Origin of the sequence: Nocardia sp. NBC_01388, from assembly GCF_045040085.1 — a bacterium.
Classification (GTDB): domain Bacteria; phylum Actinomycetota; class Actinomycetes; order Mycobacteriales; family Mycobacteriaceae; genus Nocardia.
This window is the reverse complement of record NZ_CP109553.1, coordinates 6,945,342-6,959,799: the sequence shown is the minus strand read 5'-3', so window position 1 is coordinate 6,959,799 and position 14,458 is coordinate 6,945,342. Positions and strand designations below refer to the sequence as shown.

General features: G+C 68.9%; 11 protein-coding genes. 4 read left to right on the top strand and 7 right to left on the bottom strand.

What is annotated here, in order from left to right; all coding sequences use genetic code 11:
- Window positions 1-66: 66 nt before the first annotated feature.
- From OG716_RS33270 to thiO, 3 genes are read right to left on the bottom strand one after another with little or no spacing between them, the layout of a single operon-like run.
- A complete protein-coding gene (locus tag OG716_RS33270) occupies window positions 67-831 on the bottom strand; it encodes a thiazole synthase (RefSeq protein WP_405134371.1) in 765 nt (254 codons plus the stop codon).
- The gene (gene thiS / locus OG716_RS33265; protein ID WP_405134370.1) at window positions 824-1,036 is read right to left on the bottom strand and encodes a sulfur carrier protein ThiS; all 213 of its coding nucleotides are present in this window, start codon (window positions 1,034-1,036) and stop codon (window positions 824-826) included. The genes OG716_RS33270 and thiS overlap by 8 nt, the downstream gene beginning before the upstream one ends.
- Window positions 1,033-2,151, bottom strand: coding sequence for a glycine oxidase ThiO (gene thiO / locus OG716_RS33260; protein ID WP_405134369.1), 1,119 nt, complete (start codon window positions 2,149-2,151; stop codon window positions 1,033-1,035). Before thiO ends, thiS begins: the two co-directional genes overlap by 4 nt.
- A 137-nt stretch (window positions 2,152-2,288) precedes the next feature.
- Here thiO and thiE point away from each other — a divergent pair, with 137 nt between their 5' ends.
- Window positions 2,289-2,993 (top strand): thiamine phosphate synthase, encoded by a 705-nt coding sequence (gene thiE, locus OG716_RS33255; RefSeq protein WP_405134368.1) that lies wholly within the window; start codon window positions 2,289-2,291, stop codon window positions 2,991-2,993.
- Window positions 2,994-3,093: 100 nt separating this feature from the next.
- Here thiE and OG716_RS33250 read toward each other — a convergent pair whose 3' ends face one another.
- Entirely contained in the window at window positions 3,094-5,322 is a 2,229-nt protein-coding gene (locus OG716_RS33250; RefSeq protein WP_405134367.1) for a molybdopterin-dependent oxidoreductase, read from the bottom strand.
- A 3-nt stretch (window positions 5,323-5,325) separates the two neighbouring features.
- Entirely contained in the window at window positions 5,326-6,000 is a 675-nt protein-coding gene (locus tag OG716_RS33245; RefSeq protein WP_405134366.1) for an NUDIX domain-containing protein, read from the bottom strand.
- Window positions 6,001-6,134: 134 nt separating this feature from the next.
- Here OG716_RS33245 and OG716_RS33240 point away from each other — a divergent pair, with 134 nt between their 5' ends.
- From OG716_RS33240 to OG716_RS33230, 3 genes are all read left to right on the top strand, one after another.
- Window positions 6,135-7,466 carry a hypothetical protein gene (locus OG716_RS33240; RefSeq protein ID WP_405134365.1) on the top strand — a complete coding sequence of 444 codons (1,332 nt, stop codon included), beginning with the start codon at window positions 6,135-6,137 and terminating at the stop codon, window positions 7,464-7,466.
- The gene (locus OG716_RS33235; RefSeq protein ID WP_405134364.1) at window positions 7,463-8,482 is read left to right on the top strand and encodes a glutamate ABC transporter substrate-binding protein; all 1,020 of its coding nucleotides are present in this window, start codon (window positions 7,463-7,465) and stop codon (window positions 8,480-8,482) included. The genes OG716_RS33240 and OG716_RS33235 overlap by 4 nt, the downstream gene beginning before the upstream one ends.
- Window positions 8,483-8,609: 127 nt before the next feature.
- On the top strand, window positions 8,610-10,910 hold the full coding sequence (locus OG716_RS33230; RefSeq protein WP_405140082.1) for a tetratricopeptide repeat protein: 2,301 nt from the start codon (window positions 8,610-8,612) through the stop codon (window positions 10,908-10,910).
- Between the two features lie 206 nt (window positions 10,911-11,116).
- On the opposite strand, the gene OG716_RS33225 is transcribed toward OG716_RS33230, so the two are convergent.
- Window positions 11,117-12,313 (bottom strand): acetate kinase, encoded by a 1,197-nt coding sequence (locus OG716_RS33225; protein ID WP_405134363.1) that lies wholly within the window; start codon window positions 12,311-12,313, stop codon window positions 11,117-11,119.
- Window positions 12,310-14,391: a phosphate acetyltransferase gene (pta, locus tag OG716_RS33220; protein ID WP_405134362.1), complete on the bottom strand. Its 2,082-nt coding sequence runs from the start codon at window positions 14,389-14,391 to the stop codon at window positions 12,310-12,312. The genes OG716_RS33225 and pta overlap by 4 nt, the downstream gene beginning before the upstream one ends.
- Window positions 14,392-14,458: the final 67 nt, after the last annotated feature.

The window sequence follows — 14,458 nt, the reverse complement described above, 5'->3', positions numbered from 1 at the left end:
TGGTCCCGAGCTCCCCCGAGGATCATCCCCCTGGAGGGGGAGCTGCTGCAACGCAATTTCGAACGGTCATACCGCGGGCGAGGACGCCTGGGCCCAGAAGCGCTTCGGAATGCGGCCCGCCTCCCTCGCGAGCAGGCCGCCCTGCACGGCATGGGCCATGGCGGCGGCCATCAGCGCGGGCCGGCGGGCCCGGGTGACGGCCGTGGCCAGCAGCACCGCGGAACAGCCCAGTTCCATGGCCAGCGCGGCATCGCTGGCGGTGCCGATGCCCGCGTCCAGAATGACCGGGACGCCCGCGGCGGCGACGATCATCTCGATATTGTGCGGATTGCCGATGCCCAGGCCGGTGCCGATGGGCGAGCCCAGCGGCATGACGGCGGCGCAGCCGATGTCCTCGAGCCGGCGGGCCAGCACCGGATCGTCGGTGGTGTAGGGCAGCACCGTGAAACCGTCGTCCACCAATTGCTCTGCGGCACTGACCAGTTCGATCGCGTCCGGGAGCAGGGTGCGCTCGTCGGCGATGACCTCGAGCTTCACCCAGTCGGTGTCGAGGGCCTCGCGGCCGAGCTGCGCGGTGAGCACGGCCTCGGCGGCTGTGCGGCAGCCCGCGGTATTGGGCAGCGGCGCGATATCCAACCGCTTCAGCAGATCCAGCACCCCGGTGCCGCCGGCGGCGTCCACCCGGCGCATGGCGACCGTGGTCAGTTCGGTGCCCGAGGCGATGAGCGCCTCCTCCAGCACCGTGAGGTTCTCGGCCCCGCCGGTACCCATGATCAGGCGGGAGCCGAACTCGCGGCCCGCGATCACCAGCGGTCCGATCGGGCTAGCCACCCTGCACCGCCGTCAAAACCTCGATCTCCCAGCCGCGTTCGACCTGCTGATCCCAATTCGATTTGGGGAACAGCGCGCCGTCCACCGCCACCGCGACACCCTGGGACGGCAGGTTCAGGTGTTCCAATAGCTCACGCACAGTGAGCGACTCGGCGAACGAGTGGTCCTCACCGTTCACGGTGACGCCGATCGGGATAGCGGTCATCGAATTCCTCCTGGAGAAATCGGGGCATCGGTGCGGGCAGGCCGGATATCGGCCAGGACGGTACGGGCGAAGCGACCGGGGTCGGCGGGCGCGGCCTCGGGCAGTTCGGTATCGGCGAGCAGGGCGAGCACCGCGTCGGCGGTGACGGGCGTACCCAGAATTCCATTGCGGCCGTGGCCGGTCGCGGCGATCACCCGATTGTCCAGGTATCCGATCAGGGGGACGCTGTCCGGTGATCCAGGACGGGAACCCGCTGCGGCTTCGGCGAATTCGTATTCGCCGATGCCCGGAAGAATCGCCTCGGCATCGGTGATGAGGTCGCGGACGCCGGCGACCGTCACGGCGGTGTCGAAGCCCTGCTCGTATTGGGTTGCGCCCAAGACGATTCCGTCAGCGCGCGGGACCAGGTAGATGGGGCGGCCGTGCACGCGCGCCCGGATCACGCCCTGCGGCGGAACGGGTGCGCTGGGCCGGCGGCGCAGGCGCAGGATCTCACCCTTCACCGGGCGCACCGGCAGGCCCGGCCACAGTGCCGCGGCGGCAGCGCCCGCGGCGAGCACGATCCGATCGTGCGGGAGATTCTCCAGGGCCGTCACCTGCTCGGCGCGAAATTCGACCCCGGCGGCGAGGGAGGCCTCGTGCAGGGCGGTCACCAGGGCGCGATTGTCCACGGCCGGTTCGGAAGTCGCCAGCAGTCCGGCGCGGACCGTGCGGGCCAGGCCGGGTTCGGCCGCACGGACACCGGCCCGATCCAGCAGTTGCAGTGCATGCCCGCGGGCATTGACCCAGTCGGCGATGGTGCGCAGATCAGCCGCGTCGGCGGCGTCGAGGGCGACGGTGAGGGTGCGGGTCGCGGTGAACAGATCCGCACCCGTGCGGGCTCGCAGACGGGCCGCGAAATCGGGCCAGCGGGCGAGCGAGGCGGCCCCGAATTCGAGGGCGCCGTCCTCACCCGGCCAGCCCTCGGAGAGCGGGGCGAGCATGCCGCCGGCGACCCAGGAGGCTCCCGTCCCCTGCGCCGGGTCCAGCAGGGTGACCGTCCAGCCCGATTCGGCGGCCCGCCAGGCCACCGAGAGCCCGATCACACCTCCGCCGACGACGGCCAGGGTCCGCATCTTGTTCCACCTCACTACCCGGACAAACCGGGAACTGCAATTGCATCTGTAAGCACAGCTGATGTAAACGCCTGTTCACGCGCAATAGACCGCGAGGCATTCCACATGCCCACGGTAGCGCGACTACGGTCTGAAACGTGCAGCCCTCCCACCCTGGCCGCCCTGCGGCACCGCGCGAACGTCTGGCCGACGCGCGCCTGTATTTGTGCACCGACGCGCGGCGGGAAAAGGGCGATCTGGCCGCCTTCGCCGATGCGGCCCTCGCGGGCGGTGTCGACATCATCCAGCTACGCGACAAGGGTTCGCCCGGGGAGCAGCAGTTCGGCTCCCTCGAGGCCAAGGCCGAACTCGGCGTCCTCGCCGAACTGAAGGCGGCCGCCCGCCGCCACGGGGCGCTCCTCGCCGTGAACGATCGCGCCGATATCGCCCTCGCCGCCGGCGCCGATGTACTGCACCTGGGCCAGGGCGATCTCCCGCCCTTCTACGCCCGCAGAATTCTCGGCCCGGATGTGGTGATCGGGCGCTCCACCCACAATCGCGCCCAGGCCGGGCTCGCGGGGGTCGACGAACATATCGACTACTTCGCCACCGGCCCGGTGTACGCGACTCCGACCAAGCCTGGACGCCAGCCCGCGGGGCTGGACCTCGTGCGCTCCACGGCCGAATCGCACACCACCCGCCCGTGGTTCGCCATCGGCGGCATCGACGATGTGCGACTGCCCGAGGTGCTCGCCGCCGGTGCGACCCGCATCGTGGTGGTGCGCGCCATTACCGCCGCCGCCAACCCCGAGGCCGCCGCCCGCGCCCTGAAACAGCGCATTCTGGACAACCTCGACCGCTGAGAGCCACCCCGTCGTCCCAGCATGGCTTCGGCCGGGACCGTGGTGGATCAGCCGCTCGCTGTGGATTCCGGCCGGAAGCACGCCGGAATGACGGGCGAATTCAGCCGGCCGGCAATGGGTCCAGGCGGATCGGGACGCCGTTGAGATTGGACATGCCCGCGAGGCGTTCGACATCCGCGATATCGGACGACATCAGGTCGTTGACATTGGCGCCGCCCGCGGCGTTCGCGCGCTGCCAGCCGCCGCTGTGCCCCCAGCCGTGCGGGATGGCCACCGTGCCCTCCGTCATATCCTCGGTGAGGCGGGCCGTCACTTCGATCGAACCGTGCGCGGAGCTGACCCGGCAGCGGACGCCCTCCGAGATACCGGCCACGGCAGCATCTTTCGGGTTGATGCGGGCCGCATGGGTGCGATCGCCGCGCATGAGCAGCTCGGAATTGTGCATCCAGGAGTTGTGGGATTTCAGCTCGCGCATGCCGATGACGCGCAGCGGATAGACCGGGTCTACCTCCGGGGTTTCGAGGCCGTGGAGTTCCGCGAGAATCTCCCCCGGGGCCAAGTTGACCCGTTTATCTTTGTGCTGCACCACTTCTCGTAGCACGCCGGTGGTGACGGCATCGGCGAGCACCACGCCGCGCGGGTGGCGGCGCAGCATGCGGAGGCTCAGGCCACCGCGGCGCAGGCCGAACAGATCGCCGTACGGACCCGTGCGAATGGCGAGGTCGGCCAGCACCTTCGGAGTGGGCCGGACATTGCGGCCGCCGGGCAGACCGCGCAGGCGGCTCAGCAGGCCACCGGCGGCCTCGGGGCCGATCACGAAGGGCTGCACGCCGATTCGGGTGGCAATATCGTCGATGATGCGCCATTCCTCGCGGGCCTCGCCGTACGGCTCCAGGACCCGCTCGGTGTACTGGGTGTACGGGGTGGGCGACAGCGCCGTGAAGGGCAGCGGAAGATCATCGCGCTCCAGGAACGTGGTGGCGGGCAGGATGTAGTCCGCCATTCGATTGGTCTCGTTCATGTAGAGGTCGATCGAGACGAACAGGTCGAGTTGCGCCAGGGCGGAGAACAATTCGCGGCCATTGGGGACCGAGGACACCGGATTGCCTGCCGAGGTGAACAGCGCGCGCAGCTGACCCGGGCCCGGAGTGGTGATCTCCTGGGCCATGACGGCGGCCGGGAAGGTGCCCAGCACATCTGGGAAATCGCCTATGCGGGAACGGTTCTTGCCGTAGCCGATGAGGCCGAGGCGGGCATTGAGCTTGGAGACGGCCACCAGTTCCTTTCCGAATACCGAGCCGCCGGGGGCATCCAGATTGCCGGTCACCAGGGCCAGCGCATCGATGAGGAAGGCGACCAGGGTGGCGTGGCGGCCCAGACAGGTGCCGGTGCGGCCGTAGACGGCGGCGCTGCCGGCGCGGGCCAGATCGCGGGCCAGCGCGCGCACCCGATCCGGTTCCAAGCCGGTCACGACGGCGGTCGCCTCCGGTGTGAATCGGCTGACGGCATCGCGTAATTCGCGCACCCCGGCGGCTTGGCGGCGCAGCGCCTGCACATCGGCCAGGCCCTCCGCGAAAATGACCTGCAGCAGCGCGGCGAGCAGCCAGGCATCACTGTCCGGCCGCACACCGACGTGCTCGAACAGGCGCGCGGTCTCCGTCCGGCGCGGATCGACGACCACGACCCGGCCGCCGCGCTTGGTGATCGCGGTGAGCTTCTCCCGGATTCGCGGCATGCTCATCGCACTGCCGTGTGAGACAACGGGATTCGCGCCGAGCATGAGCAGGAAATCGGTGCGCTCCAGATCCGGGACGGGCACCGAGGTGAGCGAGCCGTACAACAGCTCACTGGCGACGAAGCGATTGTTGATGTCCTGCGAGCCCGCCGAATACATATGCCGCAGACCGGCGGCCAGCTGAAAACCGACCAGCCACAGCGTATGTGAATAGGAGAACGACGACGGATTACCGAAATACCAACCGAGACTTTCCCGTCCGTGCGCGCTGATGATCGCGCGCAGCCGGGCGCCGATATCATCGAGCGCCTCCGCCCACGAGACGCGCTCGAAACCGGCGGTACCCGAGTCACCGCCCGCCGCAGTTGATGCACGGCCCGAATCGCCGGTGATCCGCCGCAGCGGATACAGCACCCGATCCGGATCGTTCTGAATCTCGGTGAACGCGATGCCCTTCGGGCACGCATTGCCCAGCGATAGCGGGTGCTCCTTATCGGCGCGCAACCGCACCAGTTTCCCGTCCTCGACGGTGGCGATCAGCCCGCAGAGCGGTTCGCAGATCCGGCAGTACGTGGGAATCTCACGCTGGGTCACGTCTCAAGACAACACCTGGGCGAGCGTGAGGAACAACACATTTCCGGCCATATCGGCCGCATCGGGGCTCGGCTCGGCCGCACCGATCCGCGCGGTGCGGGCATCGCCGTCGCCGCCCGAGCACAGCCACAGGAACTCCGCATCGGACAGTTCCAGGGTGCGTGGCAATGCGGCCGCCACCGCCGCCGGATCGTCCAGTCCGTCCAGGCTCACCCGGGTCGGGGTGGCGCGCAGCAGCGGCCAGGCGGCCGCGAAACCGGGATGCAGCGGCCGCGCGTCCACCTCGTCCTCCGGCACCCACGCCAATTCCGTGGATTCGAGATTGGCCTGGGTGCGCAATTGGGTGAGCGCGTCGGCGATGACCGTGGTGTACGTCCAGCCGCTGTCCGCGACGGCGGTGACCCGGGAGGCCCGCACCCGGATGGATCCGGCGGTGATGCCCGCCTCCTCCTCGGCCTCGCGGACCGCGGCGTGCACGGTGGTCTCGTGGCTGTCGCGCGCGCCGCCGGGCAGCGCCCAGGTGCCGCCCTGATGACTCCAGGCGGCCCGATGCTGCAGCAGCACCGCCGATCCCCCGTCCACGAGCGGTGCGCGCAGCAACAGTCCGGCAGCTCCGAAGCGTCCCCACTGACGGGTGCCATCGGGGCTCTCGGCCCAGCCGTCGCCGTCACCACGCATACTTCGCAATCCCATCCTCGGACCGCGCCGCGATGACTGCCGGGTGTTCCCGCGTCACGGCACAGGTACGTCCACAATAAGCTCATTCGACAGCATCAAGTCGATCGTCCGGTTTCGGTCAGTGGGAGGTGAACATGGCTCGCAACGAGGAGTTGCGGCTCGACGAGCTGTCGCCGCGGGCCGCCGCCGCCGCCGTCCGGGAGCGGTTCTCGAAGACCGATATGCGGACGTTCGCGCACTCCTCACCGGCGAAATTGATCGCGGTGGGGCTGGTGCTGCTGGGCATGTGCGTGGCCGCCGGGGTGGTCACCGCCACCGCGGTCAACCATCGCCAGCACGCGCTCGACGTGCTTTTGGATCAGTCCGAGCCGGATGCCTATTCGGCGCAGCGGCTCTACACCTCGCTGTCGGTGGCGGACGCTTCGGCCGGCACCGCGTTCATCTCCGGCGGGCTGGAACCGAAACCGGTGCGGGACAGGTACAACCAGGCCATCGGCGAGGCGGCGGCGGAGCTGGTGACGCAGTCCGATCGCAGCGGCGGGGATACCGACACCGATCTGCGCTCCGGGATAGCCACCGGATTGCCCGTATACAGCGGACTGGTGGAGACGGCCCGCACCGACAATCGCAACAGCCTGCCCGTCGGCGCGGCGTATCTGAGCGAGGCGTCCAACCTCATGCAGTCGACCATGCTGCCCATGGCGCAGGAACTGCAGGAGCATCGCTCGGCCGCCATCGCCGCGACCCAGCACCATCATGTGCAGCCGCCGTGGTCGGCGATCATCCTGCCGCTACTGGCGGTCGCGGCCCTGGTCACGGCGCAGCTGTTCCTGTTCCGGCGCTGGAATCGGGTGCTCAATCCGGGACTGCTGCTGGCCACCGCCATCATGGTGGCGCTGCTGGGCTGGACGGTGCTGGCGGGCGTCATCTCCGCGGTCTCCACCACCCATTCCCGCGACGACGGCAGCGTCCCCACCGCGGCGCTCACCGAGAGCCGCATTCTCGCGCAGCAGGCCCGCGCCGCCGAAACCCTGAAGCTGGTGCGCCGCGATACCAGCGCCGAATACGACAACACCTTCGACCAGGCCACCACTAAACTGAGCGGCATTCTGGCCGGTTATTCGAAGGACGCACCTGGCGCGAGCGAGGTGAAGACCGCGAGCGACGCCCTGAGTCATTGGCGCGCCGCGCATCAGCGCATGAACGACGCGCTCTCGCGCGGCGACTTCATCGGCGCGGGCGCGGTCGCCACCGGACCCGGCGCGAACGAGGCCACCGCCCAGGTGGACACCCTCGACCACGCACTCGGCGACGGCATCACCGACACCCGGAACACCCTGCGCACCAATGCCTCCCATGCCGCCCGCACCCTCGATCTGCTGGCGCCCGGCGCGCTGGTGCTGAGCACCGCGGCGGCCGTGCTGGTGGCAGCCGGACTGTGGCCGCGCCTGCGGGAGTACCGATGAGCCGGCGGCGCGCACCGTTCGACAGCCGCCGAGCTGCCCGGGCCACCTGGCGACCGGCGGTGGCCGTGCTGACCCTCTGCACGGTCGCACTGACCTCGGCCTGCGCCGACAGTTCCACTCCCGCAACGCAATTGCCGCGGATACCCAGCTATGTCGAACCGCCGATGCCCTCGGGCGCCACGGTCGCACCGGCCAATGCGGCCGCGCCACCGGCGCAGGTGAACTGCGGTGACCCGACCGCCAGCCTGCGGCCGACCGGCGCTCGGACCGGACCCGATCTCGACGCCATCCGCAATCGGGGGCGACTACTGGTCGGGCTCGATCCGGGCAGCAATCTGTTCAGCTTCCGCGATCCGACCACCGGGGCGCTGGCCGGATTCGATGTGGATATCGCCAGGGAGGTGGCGCGGGATCTGCTCGGCAATCCCGATCTCGTCGAATTCCGCATTCTCGGTTCCGCCGAGCGGGAACGCGCGCTGCAGGAGCACACCGTCGATGTCGTGGTGAAGACCATGACCATCAATTGCGACCGGCGGCAGCGGGTTACGTTCTCCACCTCCTATCTGCAGGCGCATCAGCGGGTGCTGACCGTGCGCGATTCCGGCATCACCGGGCTCGCGGATCTGGCGGGCAAACGGGTGTGCGTGGTGCCCGGCACCACCTCCATCGACCTGGTCCGCAGTCAGCAGCCCGCCGCCTCCATCGTCACCGTGCCCAGCTGGGCCGACTGCCTGGTGGTGCTGCAGCAGCGCCAGGCCGATGCCATCAGCACCGATGACACCCTGCTCGCCGGACTGTCCGAACAGGATCCGCAGACCGAGGTGGTCGGCCCCGACCTCAGCACCGAGCAGTACGGCATCGGCATCTCCAAGGGCTCCGACGATCTGGTCCGCGCCGTCAATGCGACGCTGGAGCGCATTCGCGGTGACGGCACCTGGAACCGCAGCTATCAGCGCTGGCTCGCCGGCGAACTCGGCGATGCCGCGATCCCGCCGCCGCCCAGGTATCAGGATTGATATGAGCGACCCGAACGATATCGGTGAGCCGACCCATTTCGCGCAGCACGCGGGTGCGGAGGCGCCGCCGACCCAGGCCACCGAGCGCATCGAGGAGGGGCACCCGGTCACCCAGGCCACCGAGAACATGAACGGCGCGCCGACCCGTTCCACCGAGCGGTTCGGCGAGGACGGCGCGGTCGCGCCGTCGGAGCCGGAAGCAGTTGCGGTGGAGGGCGTTTCCCCGGGTTCCGGTCTCGGCGGACCCGAACGCGAGGGCCGGACCCCGACTCGGCCGTCGCAGCGCACGGCGCGGATGTCGCGGCAGCGGCCGGTGGTACGGCGGCTCGGGGCCGGACTGGTCCCCATTCCGGCGGTCGCGCCGGTGGATCCGGAACAGGCGGTGCTCGTCGATCCGGAGGTGTCCGAGGGTCGCCGATTCTGCTGGCGCTGCGGCAAACCCGTGGGTCGGGCGACCGCGGCACATCCCGCGCACGCCGCGGGCACATGTGAAACCTGCGGTGCGCCTTATGATTTCCGGCCGTCACTGCATCAGGGTGATGTGGTGGCGGGCCAGTACGAGATCCAGGGCTGTATCGCACACGGCGGCCTGGGCTGGATCTATCTCGCCATCGACCGCAATGTCAGCGACCGGTGGGTGGTGCTCAAGGGCCTGCTGCACTCCGGCGATGCCGAGGCGCAGGCGGTGGCGGTCGCCGAACGACAGTTCCTGGCCGAGGTGGCGCATCCGAGCATTGTGAAGATCCACAATTTCGTGGAGCATCCGGGGCCGGACGGCTCCCCCATCGGCTACATCGTCATGGAGTACGTGGGCGGGCACTCGCTGCGCGATATGCTCGATCAGCATGTGCGGCCCGAGCGCATGCCGGTGGCCGAGGCCATTGCCTATGTGCTGGAAATCCTTCCGGCACTGGAGTATCTGCACTCCGGCGGGCTGGCCTACAACGATCTCAAACCCGACAATGTCATGGTCACCTCCGAGCGGGTGGAACTCATCGACCTGGGTGCGGTGGCGCAGTTCGAGGCGTACGGAAACCTGTACGGCACCAGGGGTTATCAGGCCCCGGAGGTCGCGCAGACCGGGCCGACCGCAGCCTCCGACATCTATACGGTGGGCCGCACGCTGGCCGTGCTCACGCTGAATCTGCCGATGGAGAAGGGCGCCTACGTCGACGGCATCCCGAACCCGCAGGATCAGCCGGTGCTGGCCCGGCACGAGTTCTTCCACCGGCTGCTGCTGCGCGCCACCGATCCGGACCCGGACCGCCGATTCGGATCGGCCCGGCTGCTCGGCAGTCAGCTCATGGGCGTGCTGCGGGAAATCCTCGCCGTCGAACTCGGCAATGAGCATCCGCAGCTGTCCACGCTGTTCAGCCCGCCCCGCACCAGTTTCGGGACCGGGGAGTTCGTCGCGCAGACCGACGGCATCATCGACGGCATCGCCCGCAGCACACTGCTGCGCCCGCGCGATGTGGTGGCCGCGCTGCCGGTGCCGATCATCGATCCCGCCGACCCGTCCGCACCGCTGCTGGCGGGCGCGGCGCATCCGGAACCCCGGCACGCGCTGGACGAACTGCGGCATTCGCGCCAGCGCGCGGCGTCCGAACCCGCCGGTGCGCCGGACACTTTCGAGATGGAGGTGACGCTGGCCGAGGCCCGCGCGCATCTCGATCTGTTCGAGCCCGCCGCCGCCCGCCTGGTGCTGGAACGCCTCACCGGCACCCCGGACGCCGCGGACTGGCGCACCGACTGGTATCTCGGCATGACCGAACTGCTGGAACAGGATTTCGAGCGCGCCTTCGCGCACTTCGACTCGGTGCTGCAGGCCGTTCCGGGCGAGATCGCACCCAAGCTGGCCCTGGCCGCGACCGCGGAACTCACACTCCAGCACTGGGATTCACCCGATCCGGAGGAGTGGCGCGCCTACGCCGAGAACTACTACGCCACCGTCTGGCGCACCGACCGGGGTGTGGTGAGCGCCGCCTTCGGCCTGGCCCGGCAACTCGCGGCCGCCGGTGATATCAGCGCGGCGGTGCACGCCCTCGACGAGGTGCCACCCGCCTCCCGGCACTATGCCGAAGCGCGCATGACCGCCGTGCTCATGCTGTTGACCTCGGCTCCCGTCGGGAAACTCGACGAAGGCACCCTGTATGTGGCCGCCGCCCGGGTGCAGGCGCTGCCCGCCGGTGAAAGCCGCGCGGCGCAGCTGCGAGTCCTGGTACTGGGCACCGCGCTGGGCTGGCTGCAGGCCGGTCGCATTCCGAAGACCTCGGATGCCGAGGTCTTCGGCGCACCGTTCACCGAACGAGAACTGCGGCGCGGCATAGAGACCGGCCTGCGCGGCATCGCCCGCTCCGCGCCCGGCCGTACGCACCGCTACGCGCTGGTGGATCTCGCCAATGCGGTGCGCGCCAAATCCTGGTTCTGACAGGGGGACCGGAAGGTTCCCGTGCCGCGCCGCGGTGACCCTCGGGGCAGCCGAGGTGTCCGGCGGTTCTGGCGAGGGAGGTCAGTTCCTACCGCAGCTGTGCGTGTGCGACACGGGTTCCGGTGGCGCCGGAGGAACCGGATCCGAGTGCCACTCTGTCAGCGGGATCGTGAGGATTGTATGAAGCTCAGAGGATTGTATGAAGCTCAGCCGACCAGGCGGGCGGCTGCGCGGGCGATGGCCAGTTCCTCGTTCGTCGGCACCACCAGCACCGCCACCTCGGCGCCCTCGGGTGAGATGTACCGGGCGGAGCGGTCTTTCGCGGTATTGCGCTCCGGATCGACCGTGATGCCGAAGCGCTCGAGGTCTGCCAGGGCCGCCGCGCGCACCTTCGCATCGTTCTCACCGACACCGGCGGTGAAGGTGATGGCGTCCACGCGGCCCAGTTCCACCAGGTACGCGCCGATATAGCGGCGCAGGCGATGGATGTAGACATCGAAGGCGAGTCGCGCTGCGGCATCACCGGTTTCGATGAGGCGGCCGAGTTCGCGGAAGTCGTTCACCCCCGAGAGGCCCTTGATACCGGATTGCCGGTTGAGCAGGGCGTCCACATCGTCGACATCCATGTCGGCGGTGCGGATCAGGTGGAAGATGATGCCGGGATCGAGATCGCCCGAGCGGGTGCCCATGACCAGGCCCTCGAGCGGAGTCAGGCCCATGGTGGTGTCGACGGCCTTACCGCCGCGAATGGCGGAGGCGGAAGCGCCGTTACCCAGGTGCAGCACAATCTGATTGAGCTCGCCGCGGTCGCGGCCGAGGAATTCCGCGACCTGACCCGAGACGTACTCGTGCGAGGTGCCGTGGAAGCCGTAGCGCCGCACACCATGCGCGGCAGCGACTTTCGCATCGATGGCATAGGTCTTGGCCGCGGCGGGCAGGCCGTGGAAGAACGCGGTGTCGAACACCGCCACCTGCGGCACGTCCGGCAGCAGCTTGCGGGCGCTCTCGATGCCGACCACATTGGCCGGATTATGCAGCGGCGCAAGGGAAGACAGGTCGGAGATCGCCTCCACCACCTCATCGGTGATGAGCGTCGGCTCGTAGAACACCTCGCCGCCGTGCACCACCCGGTGGCCGACCGCGCGCAGGCCCTCTTCGGCCAGATCATGCCCGCTCTCGGCGAAGATGTCGAATACCAGCCGGAGTCCGGCGGCGTGATCGCCCACTTCCCCGTCGTGCTCGAAAGTCTTTCCGTCACTCTGGTGTTCGATGGTGGGCGAGCCCGCGGCGACCGGTTCGCCGATGCGCTGCACCACACCGGAGGCGACGACATCAGCCGATTCCGGGTCCAGCAGCTGGTATTTGATGGACGAGGATCCCGAATTGATCACCAGGACCTTCACAGTGCCTCCTGCTGGGCCTGAATCGCGGTGATGGCAACGGTATTGACGATGTCGGCGACCAGCGCGCCGCGCGAGAGGTCGTTGACCGGCTTGCGCAGACCCTGCAGCACCGGGCCGATGGCCACCGCGCCCGCGCTGCGCTGCACCGCCTTGTAGGTGTTGTTGCCGGTATTGAGGTCCGGGAAGATGAAGACCGTCGCCTGCCCGGCCACCGCCGAATCCGGCAGTTTGGTGCGCGCCACGGTCGGTTCGATGGCGGCGTCGTACTGAATCGGGCCCTCCACCAGCAACTCCGGTGAGCGCTCGTGCACCAGCTTGGTCGCGGTGCGCACCTTCTCCACATCGGCGCCGGAGCCGGATTCACCGGTCGAGTACGACAGCATGGCCACCCGCGGCTCGATGCCGAACTGGGCGGCGGTCTTCGCCGAGGAGATGGCGATATCGGCCAGCTGATCCGAGGTCGGATCCGGCACCACCGCGCAGTCCCCGTAGGCCAGCACCCGGTCCGCCAGGCACATGAGGAACACGCTCGACACCGTGGAGACGCCGGGTGTGGTCTTGATGATCTCGAACGCCGGGCGAATGGTGTGCGCGGTGGTGTGCGCGGCGCCGGACACCATGCCGTCCGCGACGCCCATATGCACCATCATGGTGCCGAAATACGAGATATCGGCCAGGTATTCGCGGGCGCGGTCCACCGTCATACCCTTGTGCGCGCGCAGCCGGGTGTACTCCTCGGCGAATTCGTCACGCAGCGGACAGGTCAGCGGATCGAGCACCTCGGCGGCCTCGATATCCACCCCGAGTTCGGCGGCGCGATTACGCACGGCGGTCTCGTCACCGAGGATGGTGAGGTCGGCGATCTTGCGCTGCAGCACCCGGCCGGCGGCGCGCAGAATGCGGTCGTCGTCGCCCTCCGGCAGCACGATGCGCTTGCGGTCGGCGCGGGCGCGCTCGATCAGCTGGTACTCGAACATCTGCGGGGTGGTGACATCCGGGATGGGAATCTCGATCTGCTGCAACAACTCCCGGGCATTCACCCGCTCCTCCATGAGCGCGAGCGCGGTGTCCACCTTGCGGATGCTGGACAGCGACACCCGGCCCCGGGTGCGAGCGGCGGCCTTGGCGGTGGCGAAGGTGCCCAGCGCGGTCGAGAGGATCGGCAGCTTCGGCTTCAAACCCGCCATCAGGCGTGCGATGGACGGCGCGGGCTGCATATCGCCGTTCATGATGATGCCGGCCAGCGACGGAAAACCTTCCGCCTCATGGGCATTCACCAGCGCCAGCAATACGTCCGAACGATCGCCGGGCGTGATGACGGCGACGCCGTCGGTGAGCCGCTCCAGAATGTGCTCGATCGTCATGCCGCCGATGATCACGTCCAGCGCTTCGCGCTGCAGCAATTCCGGGTCGCCGCTGTACATTTCGCCGTCGATGGCATGGCACAGCTCGTCCATGGTGGGCGCCTGCAGCAGCGGCACCTCCGGCAGCGTCCAGGACGGCACCGCGGCCGCCTGGCGCAGCGCCTCGGTATCGGCCTCCAGCTGATCGGGTTCGCAGCGGTTGGCGATCACCGCGACCAGCTTGGCGTGCTCGGCCACCAGCTCGTTCCGGCACAGCTCCACCAGCTGCATCAGCTCCGCGGTCGTGCGTTCGGCGCCGCGCACCACGAGCAGTACCGGCGCACCGAGATTCACCGCGATGCGGGCATTGAAGCGCAGCTCGCTGGGGCTGGCGACATCGGTGTAATCGCTGCCGAGGATGAGCACGGCATCACACTGCTTGGCCATGGCGTGATAGCGCATGACGATCTCGCTGATCGCCCCGTCCGGATCCTCGTGCACCTGTTCATAGGTCACGCCGATGGACTGGTCGTAGTCGTCGTCCGCAGTGGAATGCTCGAGCAGCAACTCGAGGATGTAATCCCGCTCGGTCGCCGACCGCGTGATGGGGCGGAACACGCCCACGCGCGGGGTGGTGGCGGCCAGTGCCTGCAGCACCCCCAGCGCCACGGTCGATTTGCCCGTGTCGCCCTCGGGCGACGCGATGTACACACTCGAGACCGGTGCCGCAGTCATGAGCGAGAGCCTACCGACCGTTATGTGCGGATCCGCGCGTGCACGGGAGAACAAGTGCCGCGTGCCA

Bases quoted from the DNA above. Each gene is read 5' to 3' on its own strand.
- thiS (WP_405134370.1), bottom strand. From the start codon at position 1,036: ATGACCGCTATCCCGATCGGCGTCACCGTGAACGGTGAGGACCACTCG.
- thiO (WP_405134369.1), bottom strand. From the start codon at position 2,151: ATGCGGACCCTGGCCGTCGTCGGCGGAGGTGTGATCGGGCTCTCGGTG.
- OG716_RS33245 (WP_405134366.1), bottom strand. From the start codon at position 6,000: ATGCGTGGTGACGGCGACGGCTGGGCCGAGAGCCCCGATGGCACCCGT.
- OG716_RS33240 (WP_405134365.1), top strand. From the start codon at position 6,135: ATGGCTCGCAACGAGGAGTTGCGGCTCGACGAGCTGTCGCCGCGGGCC.
- OG716_RS33235 (WP_405134364.1), top strand. From the start codon at position 7,463: ATGAGCCGGCGGCGCGCACCGTTCGACAGCCGCCGAGCTGCCCGGGCC.
- OG716_RS33230 (WP_405140082.1), top strand. From the start codon at position 8,610: ATGAACGGCGCGCCGACCCGTTCCACCGAGCGGTTCGGCGAGGACGGC.
- pta (WP_405134362.1), bottom strand. From the start codon at position 14,391: ATGACTGCGGCACCGGTCTCGAGTGTGTACATCGCGTCGCCCGAGGGC.